This is a genomic window from Vibrio coralliilyticus ATCC BAA-450 (assembly GCF_000176135.1).
GTDB lineage: Bacteria > Pseudomonadota > Gammaproteobacteria > Enterobacterales > Vibrionaceae > Vibrio > Vibrio coralliilyticus.
In genome coordinates this window covers 574,001-589,998 of the sequence record NZ_ACZN01000017.1, presented here as the reverse complement: position 1 = coordinate 589,998, position 15,998 = coordinate 574,001, and the positions used below count along the sequence as shown (strand labels likewise).

The window sequence follows — 15,998 nt, the reverse complement described above, 5'->3', positions numbered from 1 at the left end:
CATGAGCCAGCGACTACGCTGGCTCTTTTTTTAGCTCAGCACGTCACTCACTGAGGCCATTTCAGGAAGCAGTTCCACACCGAGTACTTTGCGTGGTGTCGGCAACGGGCATTCAATGTCGAGAGTATAGATGGCTTCTTCTTGGTGGAAAGGGGCAATCAACTCCCCATTAGGTGTGCAAATCCGGCTGTCGCCACGATATTCTCCAACCAACTCTTCAGTCACATCTTCGCCCACACGATTGCAGGTCACTATGTAGTAACCATTTTCGAGTGCTTTTGCTCTCGCGACATGCAAGCTGTATTCGCCACCAAAGTTCGCTGGATGCAGCAGTACATCGATACCTTGCTTGGCATATTCGCGAGTGATTTCTGGAAACCAGAGATCAAAGCAAATAGCGATACCAAACTTCACTCCTTTGTGTTCGAAACAGGTTAGCTGGTCACCTCGTGAGAAGTAACGCTTATCGATATTGGTTTGGCTGACCTTGCGAAAGCGAGTTTTTAGCCCATGTTCATCTACTACAGCCACACTGTTATAAAACTGATCGCTATGCCTTTCCGCCAGCCCCGCAACAACTAAGGTATTGTGCCGCTTAGCCAGATTCTGCAGTGTGGCTATCGTTTCGCTGTCAGAAAAGTCCTCACAAAGCGCATGAATTTCTTCTGTGGTGTTAAAAATGTAACCTGTCGTTGAAAGCTCAGGAAGAAGCAGAATTTCACCAACCTCTTTTTGGTTAGCGACTAATGAGGAAATATGGTCAAGATTGCGTGCTTTGTCTTTATAAAACACCTTGTTCTGAACCAGAGTGATCTGCATAGAATGGTCTCTTTGTTTGAAGAACGAAAAGGTTTGAGGCAAATCGCTATCCGCTACGGACAGACGTCACTGACTTCATTTTCACCGCATGGAAAACAGCTTTTTCTTTCGGGTCCGATATAGGCGTGGCACACTTCACCGGTTTCAATGTTGACTAGAAAAGAATGGTTCAGGCTACTGTAAAAGTAGTGAGTAAACTCCATGCCCTGATCGTTGAATGTTTCAACGGTATCGGGAGTATCATCCAACTGAAACATCAAGTCGAGATCGGTCACCCATTCATACGCTTTTTCCGTTTCGGTGGAGTGTGCTGTGGAAAGAAACATCAATCCTGAAAGTAAAACCACAAACTTCATATCATTGTCCGTCACTGTGAGAGCTGAATACAGAGTACAGCCCAAATTAAGAGAAGGTTTGTGAATCAATATCTCATTCTGTTAATGGTGATGTTCCATCTGGCAGTCAAATTTGACCCAGCCGTGTTGCTTTTCTTCGTAAACAGAGAAACTTGGGGTCTGAAAATCCTGCTCTTGGAAAATACCGACAGGTATAACAATGAAATCTCGGGCGGCACTGAGTTTGAGTGACATTGTCGTGCTGCACCTAGGGCAAAAAGAGTAGGTGACTTCATTACCTGAATCACTGATACGAGTGTATTCGACAAGATCACCGCTGAAAGAAACTTGCTCTTGATTAAATCTAGCCTGGACTCCGAAAACGCTCCCGGTTCTCTTTTGACATTCAAAGCAGTGACAGACTGACGTTCTGACTGGTTCACCACGACAAACCAGATTGACCTGCCCACAACTGCAATCGGCCATACGTATTTTCTGCTCGTGTTCCATTTTATCTCCTTGTCCTTGCTGCTAACATGACGTCACTATGTTCATGTATCTGATAAGACATACTACAAGATGAAAAAGCGCCTTTTACCAATTCCTCTGATTCTTTTGATTCCGATCCTCTTATTAATAGTAGTCACGATCGCTGGCCTGTACCGATTCAGTCTTTCTGATGAAGAGATAATGGCAAAGTTTCCTAATCATGCTGCAAGCAGTGATGTGGTTATGCAGTCTGTTTTTGGTCTTTCGACTACAAACCCTTGGACGGTGAAAGTGCCCGAAAGTCAGGCTTATACGTTTATGGAAGAGCTAAACCCAACGAAAGGTCTGGCAAGTGGCACGTATGAAGATGGTGAAGAGCGTGGCGTCGTCACTGTTGATACAAGCAAGTTGCTTCAGATTACCCCCACGATGTTTGCCTCGATTATGACTGTCTCAAATCAGGGCTCCGGCGTGTTCTACTATCTAGCCACGTTTCACTATGATGATTTTAGAAAACGCATGATTTCGAAAGAAGCTCAATTTCTGGGGGACCGGATCGTCGTCGATGCACTAGAAAAACAGCAGCACAATATTAGTGTGAGTATTAAACAACGTGATGCTGATCAACCCATGTCACATGAGCCTACCATTTCAACTACTATACTTTTCGAGTTGACTGGGCAGGATAGCCTGGAACGTGTCGAATAATCAGTGTTCAATACGGTATTGTGCATGGAGTACGGATTGCTTATTATTTGGCCTGACAAGTTATGAGATGGATTTGTTTTTGTCGTTAATGGAGTTAAACATGATCAATAAGCGATTCTTTAAAACTAAAGATGAAGTAGAAGTAACGTTCGAACTTGCTGCGGAACAAGTTGGACAGTCAGTGGCTATCGTAGCGGATTTTCTGGATTGGCAACCAACCGAAATGAAGAAGGTGGCTAAGAGTAAATCCTACAAGTTTAAAACGCGTTTGCCGAAAGACAGTGAATTTGAATTTCGTTATTTGGTTGATAATGAAAAGTGGATAAACGATCCGAATGCGGACCAATATCAGCCAAACGGTTTCGGCTCAGATAATGGTTTAGTTTCCACTTATCAGTAATCTGAATGCATGTGAAAGTGGGTGATTACTATCAACCATAAGTCATATTTATAAAGGCGCGTTTGCGCCTTTTTTGATCCAAACCTGACATTCCATAGGTGACAAGCTAGGCATAAATTCGTACCCTTAGGCCTTTCTGAAATTCAAGCAATAAGGTCAAACTGTGCAATCCAAAAGATTGACATCTCGCTTTCGAGAGCTCTCCAAGTCGAGAAAAATGATGCTTTTGAGCCTTCCTGTTGTTGCCGCATTGGTTTTATCTGCAACAAACAAAAGCAACCAGTATCAGCGCACTATTGATCTTTCGCTTCCTGAATCCAGCATTGTGAATGACTTGCTTACTGATGTTGAAGTCATTCATGACATGCCAAACTATGAGTACGTGATTCAGAAAGGCGACAATCTGAGTTCCATTTTCAGCCAGCTAGGCTTTGGTTATAGCGAGCTGATGAAGATTATGGAAACAGATCTTAACTATCTTGCGCTGGATACTTTAAAACCTGGAAATACTCTAAGATTTTGGCGAGATGCTGAAACTAAGAACTTAGCGAAAATGGAGCTTGAGTTCAGCATCGTAGAACGCGCTGTTTATAATCGTCACGATGATGGCAGTTATACCTTTGAGGATGTGAAGATTCCTGGCACTTGGAAAGAACAAGCGCTAGTTGGGGAAATCGCAGGCAGCTTCTCTCAATCTCTGCACCGATTGGGGTTAGGAAGTAGTGAAAACGAACAGATCGTATCGCTGCTCAAAGACAAGCTTAACTTTGCCCGCGATCTCCGTGCTGGGGATGTGTTTGAAGTGGTCTTGTCGAAGCAATATGTTGGCGAGCAACTAACGGGTAACAAAGAGCTTCAAGCGGTGAAAATCTATAATCGCGGTAAAGAAGTGACGGCTTACCTTCACTCTGATGGACAGTACTACGATAAGAATGGTAATAGCCTGCAACGCGCATTCCAACGTAAACCGCTCAACGCAAATTACCGACTAAGTTCTAACTTTAACCCAACGCGGAAACACCCAGTCACTGGGCGAATTGCTCCGCACAATGGTACTGACTGGGCTGCGCCAACAGGTACGCCGATTGTGTCAACTGGTGACGGTGTGGTTGTCATGACCCGTAAACACCCATATGCGGGTAACTATGTTGTGATCCAGCACGGTAGCCGCTACAAAACGCGTTATCTGCACCTGAGTAAAATCCTCGTTCGAAAAGGGCAGAAAGTATCACGTGGTGAAAGAATTGGCTTGTCTGGTGCGACTGGCCGTGTGACTGGTCCTCATATTCACTATGAATTGATTGACCGTGGCAGGCCTGTTAATGCCATGACGGCTAATATACCAATGGCGAGCTCAGTTCCGAAAAGTGAAATGACCGCATTTAAGATACGTCGAGATGAACTTGACGCGATGTTGCGACAACAAGAGATTCAACTTGCCAAACAAAGTGAGCCTGAAACCACAGGCTAACCGCAAACATATCTAAACAAAAAGCTCCTTCGGGAGCTTTTTTTGTCTGTGACACACGCAAAGGCTGCATTACATAAATGTCATTGTTTTGCATTGAAAAGGTGATCAAGTCGAAACAAATGTAAATCGCTAATCAATAAAATTCACAAATTGATTTCCATCAAAAGAGTAAGGTCTTTGTGTGTTAACTTGCACGCCACAATAAATAAGATTCCCTCAATCATTAATTAAAAGAAAGCCCTACGTAAGGAAATCAACAATGAAAAAAACAGTATGTGGTTTGGCAGTCGTTGCTGCCCTTGTTTCCGGTAATGTTCTAGCTCACCAAGAAGGTGATTTTATTGTCCGCGCTGGTATCGCAACCGTAGCGCCAAATGATAGCAGTGGTGACGTACTAAATAACGCAGGTTCTGAGTTCGGTGTAGATTCCAACACTCAGCTTGGCCTGACTTTTGGTTATATGTTGACTGACAACATCAGCCTAGAAGTACTTGCTGCGACCCCTTTCTCACACAAAATTTCAACTAACTTTGGTAACTTAGGTGACATTGCTGAGACAAAGCATCTGCCACCAACTTTTATGGTTCAGTACTACTTCGGTGATGCGAGCAGTGAGATTCGTCCTTATGTTGGTGCAGGTATCAACTACACAGTTTTCTTTGACGAAGAGCTAAATGGTACGGGGACTGGTGCGGGTTTGAGCGATCTTTCCTTAGATGACTCTTGGGGCCTAGCTGCAAACCTTGGCGTGGACTACATGCTTAACGAAGACTGGTTCCTGAATGCTTCTGTTTGGTATGCCGATATCGATACAACAGCGACGTACAAAGCTGGCTCTACGGAGTTCTCAACAGACGTACAAATTGACCCGTGGGTATTTATGATCGGTGGCGGTTACAAGTTCTAATGACTGGTTCGACATTATAAGTTGAATGGTTTACGCAAAGCCAGTGACGCGAGTCGCTGGCTTTTTTAGTTGTGTTTATCGGCCTTCAAACCACTCATTAGGCACTTTGACGGCTACAACTCGACTTTGACAGCAAAGTGTGTTTCCAGAAAACAGCTCGCATTGGAGCTCTATTTTGTTGTCTTTCGCTTCAATGATAGAAGCGATAAGTTGAACGTCATCGTCTATGGGAACCGGTCTGAGGAATTTGACATCTAAACTTCCGGTTGCAAACCAAATCGCTTCACCTGATCCAATCTCTCTGCCCTGCATGTAATAACCTTTCGCTATGGCAGTACAGACACAGTGGCAATCAATGATGGTAGAGATGATCCCACCATTGAGGAAATGCAAAGGGCCAGCACTGTGATGAGCAGAAGGAGTGAAAGTACAAACAGATTCATTGTCTCCATTCCAGTAGCTTTTGATTTGTAGCCCCATCGTATTTTCGGCTCCACAGCCAAAACAATGGTTATTGGGGATCTGTTCCTGAAAGGCGTTGTTCTGCTCCATACTGGCTCCTGAGACATTAGTATTTTTAGATTTCAAAGAGTTATACACAGTCTAGTTAAGCAGGAGATGACCAGACTTCAAGCTTATCTAGCAATTCTGTGAAGGCTTGCTCAATGCTTTTTCCAGCGGTATCAATCCTGATAACGTCATCAGGCCATGCTTCATAGTGGCGATTTTCAACCTGTTCCCAATTTGGCAAGACAAGGTTTTTAACTGTGTTAGGTCGTGTTTGAACACGATGTTTATGCTCTTCTTTATCCGAGCACCAAATTTCAATGTCGACAAAGCGGGCGTCTACACTGGTGGCGACATCACGCCATTCACGTCGTGTGAGTTCTATGGGGTTACAAGAGTCTGCAATCGCGCTAATACCTAGTCGAAGGTTGTCTTCAATGATTCTGTAGCTGAGCCGGTAGCCTTCCCCTTCTACTTTAAAGCTGCATAGGTCTCGCAAGCCTTGTTCGACCGTATCAATACGCACATATATTGATGATGTATGTTGAGCGAGGCGCTGAGCAAGTGTTGATTTACCAGAGGCTGGTAATCCAGAAAAGATGTATAAAATTGGACGATTCAAAGAGTCTCCATACCAGTGTGGGACTGGACGTACTTAAAGCTTGTTAGCCAGCTTCTTAATGTATTCTTTTGCTAAGTTGGTGTCGTCACGGCTGAGCCATTTGATGCAGTCGAATAACTCCCAAATAAGCCCTTGATCACCGCTAGTATAAGCTGGGAAGTCTTTATGCTTGGGTGCTGGCGCATCAGTAAGGCGGGAGGTGACGATATCTGATTTATCAAATAGTACCTTATAAGGTTTTGAGAGCATGAAAGGTTCTTCTAGATCGAGACAGTGAATCTCTGCACTGGTCATATCGTTGAAGATATATTTCTTGAAAAAAGCATGGTCATTGTGGAAGCCCTCGAGACAGTAAAAGATCTCTTTGTTGCTTTCAAATGCTCGGTAAGCTAGATCCGATTTTCTATGAAAACCATTGGTCGTGAAGACAATAACATCGGCATCAGAAACCCTGTCACCTGTCTCAGCGGCCAAGGAACCTAGCAATACCGCAGCAAGAACATCTTCGTGGTCAATAAAGGCGTGGTAGATCGAATCGACTAGAGCTTGTTGCAGTGGCAGATGAGATAAGTTGAGTTGTGGCATTAGCTGGGACATGTCTCTTACCTATTAGTAATGATGAGCAACTAAAATAAATCAATAATCCAACGGATACCACAATGTCACACGTAGGTATTTTCTGAAGTTTCCAATTTTTCATGATCGGTGTTCCATTATTTATTGTAGATAATGATATTAATAAATATTGAGGTATCTCGGAATAAATAAAATTTTAAATTATTAATGAGTTATTTGATAATAATTTATTGGATATTTATGAATAGATATCTATTTAATTAATGATCTTAAGCTTATGAATTAAAAGATTAAATTAATATACATCATGCGTTATATAAATGTTGATATTATTAATAGAATTTATCTCAAATTTTGAGCGATAAATATCTCTCTTAGTGAGATCTTATACTCATTTAATTGATTTTGTGAATGATCTTAATTGAGTTGCATTTTATCTTTTGTGCGCTTTGTAAGCGTATAATTAAATAGGATGTAACAGAATGACAAACGGATATAAGCTTTCCGCGCTTGCTGTCGCTATGATGGCTTCAGCGTCGGTTTCAGTCAGCGTCAGTGCTGAACCAGTTCCAGCAAACTCGCCTTTCATCAAAGATGTGAAAGGTAACATTGTTGAAGATTACTCGCCTAAGCCAGTTAAACCTTTCGCATTGTTCTCAATGCGCATGATGAGCAACCCGTCAGATGATCGTGGAGACTGGTTTAATGCTTCTGCAAACTACTCTAGCCTGCAGGGTGTGGGTGCCGATTATGTTTATGAATCACTACTGCCACCTTTAAAGCCACAGCCTGTGATTGTTGCGGTTCTTGACTCAGGTGTTGATGTTGACCATGAAGATCTGAAAAACAAACTTTGGACTAACGAAGACGAAATTCCAGGTAACGGCATCGATGATGACGGTAACGGATATATCGATGACGTTCACGGTTGGAACTTCCTTGGTAACTCTCTTGGTGTCAATGTGGATCAAGACACACTAGAAGTGACTCGTGAGTACAAAAAATATCTGAAGCTGAAAGAAGGTAATCACTGGATTCCGCGTAAGAAGCGTGAATACTACAAGGGCGTAGAAGCAGACTATCTAGAATCAGTTGAATACAACCAGACTTCTCTTGATCAAGTGACGGCAGCGACTGAGCAAGCGAATCAGTACAAAGATCAAATCACTCAGTTAACGGACCACAAAGACTTTACTGTCGACGGCCTACAAATTTTACTTGAGCACTCAAACCCTGAAGTGGTTGCAGCCGCTAAAGGCCTGCTTGGCGTATTTGAATCTTGGTACTCATTCGATTACCTAGAATCACGCAGAAGCCGCTACCAAGAGTCTCTGGACTACCACTACAATCTAGAGCTAGACACGCGTCGTGACATCGTGATGGATAACATCCACAACCCTTGGGAGAAGGGCTACGGTAACAACGATGTGAAAGGTCCTGTTGGCGCTCATGGTACTCACGTAGCAGGTATTATTGCCGCGGAACGTCGCAATGGTATTGGTATTGATGGCCTTGCTGATTACGCTCAAATCATGGCGGTACGTATGGTACCAAATGGTGACGAAAGGGATAAAGATATCGCTAACGCGGTTCGCTACGCTGTTGATAACGGTGCGAAGATCATCAACATGAGCTTTGGTAAGAGCTACTCGCCACGTAAGTACATCGTGGACCACGCATTCCGTTACGCAGCACGTAAAGGCGTACTGATTGTGCATTCTGCCGGTAACAGCCGCAACGATAACGACATCAAGCCAAGCTTCCCGAACCGTTTCGCTAAGCACTCTTGGTCTAAGCCAATCTCAACATGGATGGACATTGGTGCATCAGCGAAATATGCAGATGACTCACTGGTTGCAAGCTTCAGTAACTTTGGTCAGGAGACGGTTGATGTCTTTGCTCCGGGTTACCGTGTTCTGTCTTCAACTCCAGATAACAACTACGCAGCGTACAGCGGCACAAGTATGGCAGCGCCAGTCGTTTCTGGTGTAGCTGCAATGGTATGGTCGCACTATCCAGACCTGTCTGCCGTTGAGCTTAAAGAACTGCTGATGAGTAAAGCGCGTACTTACCCTGAACTATTGGTTAAGAAACCTTCTACTCCAGAAGAACTTGTACCGTTCAGCACACTGTCAATCTCTGGTGGTGTTGTTGATGCGGAAGCGATTTTCGAAGAGCTAGAAAGTCGCTAATAAGTTAAAGGAAAATGCTAAGGGCTACCATTGGTAGCCCTTTTTTATTGCTTCATCGCGAATCAGCTATTTTCTAAGTCGATGACTTTACAACGAATAGGTAAGATCGACATCGCTGCACCTGTTGACAGGCTGCGGGCAAAATCTATCGCTTTTGCTAAATCTTCAGGTTCGATTTTTAGTTCGTTTTTGATTCGTCCATCATTGGTCATATCTGTATCTACAACGCTTGGACACAAGCAACACACTTGAACATTGTGCGGCAGTAGTTCCTGATAAAGGGACTGGCTATAGCTTACCATTGCTGCTTTAGTGGCTGAGTAAGCCGCAATCTTTGGTACAGGAGATAGCCCTGCGGTCGACCCTAGATTATAGATTTCCCCGATTCCTTGTTGTTTCATTTTTTCTGCCACGGCATTACACACTGCAATGGTAGAAAGTAGGTTGACATTCATTAACTCAGACAACTTTTGGAACGTCAGATCAATATGACCTGCTTTTAGGACGCCAGCACTGTTTACCAGGACATCAATGGATTCAAGCTGATCTAGAATCACCTTAAAAGAATTCGCAGTAACTTCAGGCTGCGCGAAATCTAGACTGTGGGTTTCGATGCTGAGATGAGGAAACTCTTCACTTAACTCATCAAACACATGTTTAAGAGTTGCTTCTTGCTTTGCAATCAATACCAAGTTGTAACCTTGTTTAGCAAAGTAGTGCGATAGTGCTTTACCAATCCCTCGACTGGCACCGGTGATTAAAGTCGTTTTTGTCATTGACGATGTCCTGTTTTTGTTTGTGCATACTGTACAGCGATTCTCAGTGCGGCGTAAGCGATGTCTCAGAGGTCGTAGCAGATTCTTAATTTTTTCGATTTTATAAAGTAACTCGTCCAATTGTTAATTACTTGTAAAATCGTGATGACCTTCTACGAATGACATTTCTATGTGACACTTTTTATGCAGCTAATTGTCTACTCATGCAACATCTAAAGGCAATTAGGCGTGCTTGCCAAAACATAACAGGATGTGTGAGGAGGACAATTTGCGACATTCAGCGATAACTCAGCAGCAAGCTCCAGCACTGGCTGCGTTACTTGATAGTGACTACCGACTTAATTTTCAGGAGCTTATGGAGCAAATTAAGTTGTCTAACAAACCACTGTCGCTTGCAACGATAAGATTCATACTTGAAAACGTGGCTTTGAATGACACCGAAATAAAGGCATTAGCCAGCTTTGATGAAGACAGTTACTGTCGAAAGCGACTATTTAAAAATGACCACTGTGAAGTGCTCATCTTGAGTTGGCTAAATGGTCAGAGAAGCAAAATTCATGACCACTTAAATACCGCCTGTGGCGTGCGTGTGCTGCATGGTGAAGCGACAGAGACCTTATTTGAAACGGCAGCGAACGGTCATATTTACGCGTCTCAATCCTCCCATTACCAGCAAGGTAGCGTGACTGTCAGCAAAGACAACGATATTCACCAGATATCCAATTTGCAGGCTGATGATGAGCCTCTGGTTACGCTGCATGTCTACTCTCCGCCGTTACAACAGTTCCATTTGTATCAGCTTGAGGGTGGCGAGCCAGAACTCCTAGATTTGCAGCAAGATTCTTGGTTCTATGAAATTTGATATCGAACTGATGGCTAATGCGAAAGGCGAGCAATGTTGCTCGCCTTTTCATTTCTACCGATATTCTGAAATCAACATTGCCCGTGTATCTTCTTCCAGCGCTTCAAACATATGCGGTAAGTCTCCAGGGTACGAAATGTAGTCCCCTTCCTCTAGTTCATGAGGATCCGATTGCAACCCGAGTTTCGCTCGGCCTTTATGAATAAAAAGCGCCAAGCAAAAGATCGGCGCTACGGTGATGTTTAATGATGAGAGGCGTGAAGCAAGTGCGAGAATCCATTGTCTTTCAGGCTTCGTTCCATGAGAGCAATCACCTGGCGACTGGTTTCATGAGGAACGAAGTCCGAGCTCGATTTACCATCAATGATCAGCTGGGATAAATGAGAAGCTTCAAACTCAAATCCACCGCCTGCAGGTAAGTGTGAGATCTGGGTATGTTCACCTTTGTAAGTTACATCAATGATGGTTGGATTCCACCACTTATCTTGGATAACAATTTCGACCTCGGGCCCACGTATTGTCGCGACACGTTTTAGGCGTTGGCTGATTGAAGCGCCAATCTTCCCCTTGATACCGTGAGTAAACGTAAACTCTACAGTTTCATCGACCTTGGATTCATTGTTGTGCTTCTGATAGGACACCGATGGCGGTTGGATCTCACTCTGTTTGAGCTGGCAAAGATCCGCGTATAGCCAGAGCGCATAAACGCCGACATCTAAAGTCGCACCGCCGCATAAATTAGGGTTGAAAATCTGCTGTTGAACATCAAATTCATGCCAGTTGCCGAACGCCGCTTCGATTGATTCTATCTCAATACTGTTTTTTTGAATGAAATCCCGTAGCGCTCGGTAAGCTGGGAAAGTCACTGACTTCATTGCTTCCATGAGCACTAGGCCTTGTTTATCTGCCAGTGCCTTCATGTCGTCCCAGTCTTGGGTATTAGTGAAAGCTGGCTTTTCAACCAGAACATGCTTGCCGTGGTTCAAGAACAGTTCAACCATGCTTTTGTGAAACGGATGGATAGTCGCAATGTATACGGCATCAACATTTGGGTCTTCTGCCATGGCTAGATAAGAAGAATAAGCGTGCTCAGCCTGATATTGCTGGGCAAAAGCATCAGCGCGTTGTTCATCTCTGGCTGCGACGGCATATAGACAAGCGTTGTCGACATGCTGAGTGAGATCGGCGGCAAATCGATGTGCAATTTTACCCAGCCCGGCAATGCCCCAACGTACTTTTTGTTCTGTCATATTAATTTTTATCATTCTAGTATTTGTGAGGCTGATACTAGCGATGAGCACGGGTTTTCGTCAAATAGAAGTGGTTGAACTGAATGAGAAAGCCGCCGGAGTCGGCGGCCTTGCATTAGGTTGTAGCTCACCAAACGGTGTATCACTCAATACCGAGTTTTTGGTTAATGATAGCTATTTCATCGCGCCACAAAGCCTGAAGCTTTGGTTTTTGATGTTTGGCTTTTCTCGATACATCTTCCTCGAGTTTCGTTTCGAGGTCATAGAGTTTTTCAATCAATTGCTCTTCATCAGTAAGCCCGTCCGTTAGAGGTAAATGAGACGCTACTCTCGCTTCCTTGGTTACTGTTTCATTTGAGGTAAGGGATGACTCGGAGCTCATTGCTTGATACAGCTGTTGCGGGTCTAACCACTCCTCCAGAGAATTTCCCTTGATATACCAAAAACGATTGCAGCTTGCTTCAATTAACTCTCTGTCATGCGTGACGAGTAATAGTCCGCCTGCAAAATTAGTTAGCGTTTCTGCCAGTTCTTCTTTGCCTTTGAGATCCAAGTGATTGGTTGGCTCATCGAGCAGGAGAAGGTGGTAGTTCGCCAGAGTTAACCCGATAAGCAACAAGCGTGAGCGTTCGCCACCACTCAGTTGATGAACATTCTGATTGTGTCTAAGGTACGGGAATCCAGCGCTGATCAGCGCCATCTTACGCTTTTCTTCTGGTGCAGAAGTGAAGCTCGCCAGAGCGTCCAATAAGGTTTTGTTATCGTCCAGTTGCTTAAGGCTCTGATCGTAAAAGCCAACGTTCGCTCTAGGATGAAAAACAATACCTTGTTTCACCGCGTCTTCCTGCTGGTAGCTTTGCCATAGCGTTTTCAGCAAGGTTGATTTACCCCCTCCATTTTTGCCAACAATGGCCACCCGATCGCCACTTTTCAATTGGTTAGCCACGATATTGAATAAGCATGGACCTTCGGACGATGGAGAGACATCCAGATCGGATATTTGCAGTAAGCGGTCCGCTTTTAAGCGTTCGCCTTTTAACTCCAACTTCCAGGGTGCCCCAGACGTGAGTGTCGTCTGATCGTCTTTGAGCTTCTCGACTCGCTTTTCCATGTTCTTGGCTTTTCGCGACAAGTCTTCATTGTCGTAAACATGCCCCCAAACAGCGAGGCGTTTCGCGCTCTTCTCAATACGGTCAATTTCTTTTTGCTCCGCTTGATGACGCTTCATGTCAGCTTCATCACGTGCTTCAAGCATTTCCAAAGCTTCGGAGCAGGGCAGTTGAAAGAAGTGCAGGCTATTGTCACGCAGTATCCAGGTGCAATTGGTGGTGTTGTCCAGCAATCTCCGGTCGTGTGATACAAGCACAAAGCTGCCGTTCCAACCTAGCAAGAATTGCTCTAACCACAGCAATGTCGTCAGATCGAGGTGGTTACTAGGTTCATCCAGCAAGAGTAGGTCAGGTTCCACGATCAATGCTCTGGCTAACAGCAAACGGGTATGTTGGCCTCCACTTAAGCTAGAAGTAATTAATGCCCAATGTGATGAATCGAATCCCATATCGGAAAGGATGAGTTCAGCACGCCAGCGCTGGCTGATTCGCTCATTGTCAGGTAAACGATCAAGTACCGCATCAATCATCGACCGGTGCATCAGAGATTGTGGAAGATGCTGCTCCACGCATTCTAACTGGCAATGACTGGCTGTTGTAATAGTTCCGGAATTTGCTTGAATTCCACCATGGAGTAGATTTAGAAGGGTACTTTTACCGCAACCGTTGTGACCGACTAAGCCGATTCGGTCGCCTTTTTTTAGGGTGAATGAGATGTCTTCAAGCAAAGGAGCTGAAGTCGTTTGATAAGAAATAGATTGTGCAGATAGTAAAGTGCTCATAACTTACTCAAGAATTACAGGCATGAAGATGCCTTTCGTCAAACATTGCTGACGATAACCCGGTAAGCCAGAGAGAAGAGACTCTAGTCTGTATGTATTAATCTTCGCTCAAGCAAAGGTTATCGCAGCACGATACCAGTAAAACTTGAGCTTGCGTGATTGCTGAAGAAGCGCGCGAAATGTAATTCACACTTAGTCATGGGGTTCCTCCTTATATTAGTTTGATGGGCCCAATGTCGAGATTGTAGGAGAGCTTTTCCTGTGTGGTCTAGTGTAATCTCTCGAAAACATAGCCTGTCTGGCAATATTTTATGGCCCATCAGAGTAAAAACTATTGGTTTGGTGATTTTTGGAAGTACTGCTTAGCCGTTATACCGTAATACACTTTATCGTCGAATCCAGATTCAACCTTGTAGTAGTCAATTTGGCGACCTTCAAAGGTAAAACCGCATTTCTCCATAGTTTTGTATGAACCTGTGTTAGCGCCATAGCAGTCAGCACTGACTTTGTGGCTACCTAACTCGTTAAATGCAATATCGGTGAGCAAGCGACAGGCACGAGTAGCGATCCCTTTGCCCCATGCGTGGACGGGAAGTTGATACCCGACTTCGTAGTTACCTTCGAGAAACATCACCTTAGATAATCCGCACATACCCATGTAGTGGCCTTGTTTGTCCCGAATGACAAATGTTGGGCTGTCTGGCCAATTACCTTTGTTTATTGCGTGTTCAGTGTTTTCAATGATTGGGGTAAAAAACGCGTGAAACATACTTTCCTCTGCGGGAGCAAAGAACAAGTAGGCGTTGACCTCTTGGTCGTTAAGCATTGGGATGATGTCGTTTAAATCTTCGCGTTGAATCAGTTTGATGTTTAGTGAGTCGCCAAAGGAGATTGATTCACCACGTTTTAGTTTTTTGTATGTCATTGTGTACCTCTCAATTTGCTCAGCATGGTAGATCAACATCTGCGCCGAAAATTGGATATTTGCGACAAGTGTTATTCGAAGTCCCCGTAGATGTCGATGGTGAGGTCTCGGTCTTTGAGGTACTTAGCTGGTGTCCGATTGAGCTGATCTTTGAGTTGGCGGATTAAATGGGACTGATCACTAAAACCAAATGCTTGTGCAAATTCAGCCCAGTCGGGATCGGCATCTTGCTCATAGATAGACAACACAATTTCTTCCAGTTTCATTATCATGAGATATTGCTTAACGCTGAGCCCTGTAACTTGTTTGAAGTGCCTTTCTAAGGTTCTTCTAGAACATGCACATTGGTCGGCAATCTGCTCGATACTCCAGTCGGATAGGCGATTTTCTACTATTTTGGTCGCTTGGTGTGTAATAGAGAAAGCGCGGTCTTTTTTGCGGTTTAGGTTGAGCTGATGGAAATGGTGATGAAACACATCAAGCAGGTGTGATTTGTCATTCGATTGCCATAGCTGGTTGTGGAGTGCGGGCCCGAAAAACGTATCCAACCAAGTAGGCCAGCTGCATTGGTTAAGATGATGACCGACAGAAGAATTGAGTAGGTACAGCCCCTCGGGCCTGAAAGTGACACCGATACGTTTTAGTGGAGCAGAGTCGTCTAATAACAGTAACTGATCGCTCACCGAAAGCAGGTGACTCCCTTTACCTTCAAATTTAGTTATGCCGCTGTCGTAACTGTACTTTTGTTCATCCGGCGTAAAGAGCAAATGAGCCCTTGGATTGGGAATGAGCCTTGGTTGTTGCGTGATGACATCGTCAGCCTCTAGCTCCAGATACCAGACTTGATGTATTAACCATTCGAAATCTTGCAGCGGTTGTTTCCAAGTAATCATGGCATATTTAATTTAGGGTTTACTAAACAGTCTACGTGATAACACGGTAACCTAGCAAAGTGCTCTTACTTATCAGTGTAGTATAAAAAGTCAATCATTCCGGATAGTTAAGCATTTCGTGGGTTGATCCTCATATCAGTAAAACATGTCGTTTTAGTGACACCTAAACGATAAGCAATAAAATTCATATCAATAGTTATTGTAAATCTGTCTTAGATCTCAAATTGTTAACATTTATGTGTTGTTTTTTTAACCTAGTGCAAAGGCTCTCATCGGATGAGTTGAATAAAAGAGAGCCGAAGACTAATCCTATTTAACGAGCAAAAGTGGTTTCGATGTTTGGAATTTTGCTCGCTGATGACAAAGCAAATAACG

At 44.0% G+C, this 15,998-nt stretch carries 18 protein-coding genes; 7 read left to right on the top strand and 11 right to left on the bottom strand.

Features of this window, described 5'->3' with window-relative positions; genetic code table 11:
• Positions 1 to 30: 30 nt before the first annotated feature.
• From VIC_RS17825 to VIC_RS17815, 3 genes are all read right to left on the bottom strand, one after another.
• Positions 31 to 819 carry a carbon-nitrogen hydrolase family protein gene (locus VIC_RS17825; protein WP_006961491.1) on the bottom strand — a complete coding sequence of 263 codons (789 nt, stop codon included), beginning with the start codon at positions 817 to 819 and terminating at the stop codon, positions 31 to 33.
• A 53-nt stretch (positions 820 to 872) separates the two neighbouring features.
• Positions 873 to 1,175 carry a hypothetical protein gene (locus tag VIC_RS17820; protein WP_006961490.1) on the bottom strand — a complete coding sequence of 101 codons (303 nt, stop codon included), beginning with the start codon at positions 1,173 to 1,175 and terminating at the stop codon, positions 873 to 875.
• Positions 1,176 to 1,256: 81 nt separating this feature from the next.
• Positions 1,257 to 1,664 carry a GFA family protein gene (locus tag VIC_RS17815; RefSeq protein ID WP_039952169.1) on the bottom strand — a complete coding sequence of 136 codons (408 nt, stop codon included), beginning with the start codon at positions 1,662 to 1,664 and terminating at the stop codon, positions 1,257 to 1,259.
• A 69-nt stretch (positions 1,665 to 1,733) separates the two neighbouring features.
• Here VIC_RS17815 and VIC_RS17810 point away from each other — a divergent pair, with 69 nt between their 5' ends.
• The 4 genes from VIC_RS17810 to ompW all read left to right on the top strand — a co-directional run bounded on the left by VIC_RS17810 (position 1,734) and on the right by ompW (position 5,129).
• The gene (locus VIC_RS17810; protein WP_006961488.1) at positions 1,734 to 2,351 is read left to right on the top strand and encodes a hypothetical protein; all 618 of its coding nucleotides are present in this window, start codon (positions 1,734 to 1,736) and stop codon (positions 2,349 to 2,351) included.
• 100 nt (positions 2,352 to 2,451) lie between these two features.
• Complete coding sequence (locus tag VIC_RS17805; protein WP_006961487.1) at positions 2,452 to 2,751, top strand: isoamylase early set domain-containing protein; 300 nt, start codon at positions 2,452 to 2,454, stop codon at positions 2,749 to 2,751.
• 217 nt (positions 2,752 to 2,968) lie between these two features.
• Positions 2,969 to 4,222, top strand: coding sequence for a peptidoglycan DD-metalloendopeptidase family protein (locus VIC_RS17800; protein WP_006961486.1), 1,254 nt, complete (start codon positions 2,969 to 2,971; stop codon positions 4,220 to 4,222).
• 259 nt (positions 4,223 to 4,481) lie between these two features.
• Entirely contained in the window at positions 4,482 to 5,129 is a 648-nt protein-coding gene (gene ompW / locus VIC_RS17795; protein WP_006961485.1) for an outer membrane protein OmpW, read from the top strand.
• Between the two features lie 75 nt (positions 5,130 to 5,204).
• On the opposite strand, the gene VIC_RS17790 is transcribed toward ompW, so the two are convergent.
• The 3 genes from VIC_RS17790 to VIC_RS17780 are packed head-to-tail and all read right to left on the bottom strand — an operon-like array spanning position 5,205 to position 6,855.
• On the bottom strand, positions 5,205 to 5,681 hold the full coding sequence (locus tag VIC_RS17790; protein ID WP_006961484.1) for a PaaI family thioesterase: 477 nt from the start codon (positions 5,679 to 5,681) through the stop codon (positions 5,205 to 5,207).
• A gap of 55 nt (positions 5,682 to 5,736) precedes the next feature.
• A complete protein-coding gene (locus VIC_RS17785; RefSeq protein ID WP_006961483.1) occupies positions 5,737 to 6,258 on the bottom strand; it encodes a P-loop nucleotide/nucleoside kinase family protein in 522 nt (173 codons plus the stop codon).
• 33 nt (positions 6,259 to 6,291) lie between these two features.
• On the bottom strand, positions 6,292 to 6,855 hold the full coding sequence (locus VIC_RS17780; protein ID WP_006961482.1) for a hypothetical protein: 564 nt from the start codon (positions 6,853 to 6,855) through the stop codon (positions 6,292 to 6,294).
• A gap of 461 nt (positions 6,856 to 7,316) precedes the next feature.
• On the opposite strand from VIC_RS17780, the gene VIC_RS17775 reads away from it, so the two are divergent.
• The gene (locus VIC_RS17775) at positions 7,317 to 9,026 is read left to right on the top strand and encodes a S8 family peptidase (RefSeq protein ID WP_006961481.1); all 1,710 of its coding nucleotides are present in this window, start codon (positions 7,317 to 7,319) and stop codon (positions 9,024 to 9,026) included.
• A gap of 62 nt (positions 9,027 to 9,088) precedes the next feature.
• On the opposite strand, the gene VIC_RS17770 is transcribed toward VIC_RS17775, so the two are convergent.
• The gene (locus tag VIC_RS17770) at positions 9,089 to 9,802 is read right to left on the bottom strand and encodes an SDR family NAD(P)-dependent oxidoreductase (protein ID WP_006961480.1); all 714 of its coding nucleotides are present in this window, start codon (positions 9,800 to 9,802) and stop codon (positions 9,089 to 9,091) included.
• Between the two features lie 268 nt (positions 9,803 to 10,070).
• Between VIC_RS17770 and VIC_RS17765 the strand changes: the two genes are divergently transcribed.
• Positions 10,071 to 10,664 carry a cysteine dioxygenase gene (locus VIC_RS17765; protein WP_006961479.1) on the top strand — a complete coding sequence of 198 codons (594 nt, stop codon included), beginning with the start codon at positions 10,071 to 10,073 and terminating at the stop codon, positions 10,662 to 10,664.
• Positions 10,654 to 10,806: a hypothetical protein gene (locus VIC_RS26760; protein WP_154351820.1), complete on the top strand. Its 153-nt coding sequence runs from the start codon at positions 10,654 to 10,656 to the stop codon at positions 10,804 to 10,806. Before VIC_RS17765 ends, VIC_RS26760 begins: the two co-directional genes overlap by 11 nt.
• A gap of 100 nt (positions 10,807 to 10,906) precedes the next feature.
• Here the strand turns inward: VIC_RS26760 and VIC_RS17760 are convergent, their stop codons facing one another.
• From VIC_RS17760 to VIC_RS17745, 4 genes are all read right to left on the bottom strand, one after another.
• Entirely contained in the window at positions 10,907 to 11,914 is a 1,008-nt protein-coding gene (locus VIC_RS17760; protein ID WP_006961477.1) for a Gfo/Idh/MocA family protein, read from the bottom strand.
• A gap of 142 nt (positions 11,915 to 12,056) precedes the next feature.
• Complete coding sequence (locus VIC_RS17755) at positions 12,057 to 13,805, bottom strand: ABC-F family ATP-binding cassette domain-containing protein (protein WP_006961476.1); 1,749 nt, start codon at positions 13,803 to 13,805, stop codon at positions 12,057 to 12,059.
• Positions 13,806 to 14,136: 331 nt separating this feature from the next.
• Positions 14,137 to 14,730 carry a GNAT family N-acetyltransferase gene (locus tag VIC_RS17750; RefSeq protein WP_006961475.1) on the bottom strand — a complete coding sequence of 198 codons (594 nt, stop codon included), beginning with the start codon at positions 14,728 to 14,730 and terminating at the stop codon, positions 14,137 to 14,139.
• Positions 14,731 to 14,801: 71 nt separating this feature from the next.
• Positions 14,802 to 15,623 carry a helix-turn-helix transcriptional regulator gene (locus VIC_RS17745; protein WP_006961474.1) on the bottom strand — a complete coding sequence of 274 codons (822 nt, stop codon included), beginning with the start codon at positions 15,621 to 15,623 and terminating at the stop codon, positions 14,802 to 14,804.
• Between the last annotated feature and the right edge of the window lie 375 nt (positions 15,624 to 15,998).

Excerpts from the sequence above, each read along its gene's own strand:
- VIC_RS17820 (WP_006961490.1), bottom strand. The coding sequence starts at position 1,175 with ATGAAGTTTGTGGTTTTACTTTCAGGATTGATGTTTCTTTCCACAGCA.
- VIC_RS17755 (WP_006961476.1), bottom strand. The coding sequence starts at position 13,805 with ATGAGCACTTTACTATCTGCACAATCTATTTCTTATCAAACGACTTCA.
- VIC_RS17745 (WP_006961474.1), bottom strand. The coding sequence starts at position 15,623 with ATGATTACTTGGAAACAACCGCTGCAAGATTTCGAATGGTTAATACAT.
- VIC_RS17780 (WP_006961482.1), bottom strand. The coding sequence starts at position 6,855 with ATGTCCCAGCTAATGCCACAACTCAACTTATCTCATCTGCCACTGCAA.
- VIC_RS17770 (WP_006961480.1), bottom strand. The coding sequence starts at position 9,802 with ATGACAAAAACGACTTTAATCACCGGTGCCAGTCGAGGGATTGGTAAA.
- VIC_RS17825 (WP_006961491.1), bottom strand. The coding sequence starts at position 819 with ATGCAGATCACTCTGGTTCAGAACAAGGTGTTTTATAAAGACAAAGCA.
- ompW (WP_006961485.1), top strand. The coding sequence starts at position 4,482 with ATGAAAAAAACAGTATGTGGTTTGGCAGTCGTTGCTGCCCTTGTTTCC.
- VIC_RS26760 (WP_154351820.1), top strand. The coding sequence starts at position 10,654 with ATGAAATTTGATATCGAACTGATGGCTAATGCGAAAGGCGAGCAATGT.
- VIC_RS17800 (WP_006961486.1), top strand. The coding sequence starts at position 2,969 with ATGATGCTTTTGAGCCTTCCTGTTGTTGCCGCATTGGTTTTATCTGCA.
- VIC_RS17760 (WP_006961477.1), bottom strand. The coding sequence starts at position 11,914 with ATGACAGAACAAAAAGTACGTTGGGGCATTGCCGGGCTGGGTAAAATT.
- VIC_RS17790 (WP_006961484.1), bottom strand. The coding sequence starts at position 5,681 with ATGGAGCAGAACAACGCCTTTCAGGAACAGATCCCCAATAACCATTGT.
- VIC_RS17775 (WP_006961481.1), top strand. The coding sequence starts at position 7,317 with ATGACAAACGGATATAAGCTTTCCGCGCTTGCTGTCGCTATGATGGCT.
- VIC_RS17805 (WP_006961487.1), top strand. The coding sequence starts at position 2,452 with ATGATCAATAAGCGATTCTTTAAAACTAAAGATGAAGTAGAAGTAACG.
- VIC_RS17750 (WP_006961475.1), bottom strand. The coding sequence starts at position 14,730 with ATGACATACAAAAAACTAAAACGTGGTGAATCAATCTCCTTTGGCGAC.
- VIC_RS17810 (WP_006961488.1), top strand. The coding sequence starts at position 1,734 with ATGAAAAAGCGCCTTTTACCAATTCCTCTGATTCTTTTGATTCCGATC.
- VIC_RS17815 (WP_039952169.1), bottom strand. The coding sequence starts at position 1,664 with ATGGAACACGAGCAGAAAATACGTATGGCCGATTGCAGTTGTGGGCAG.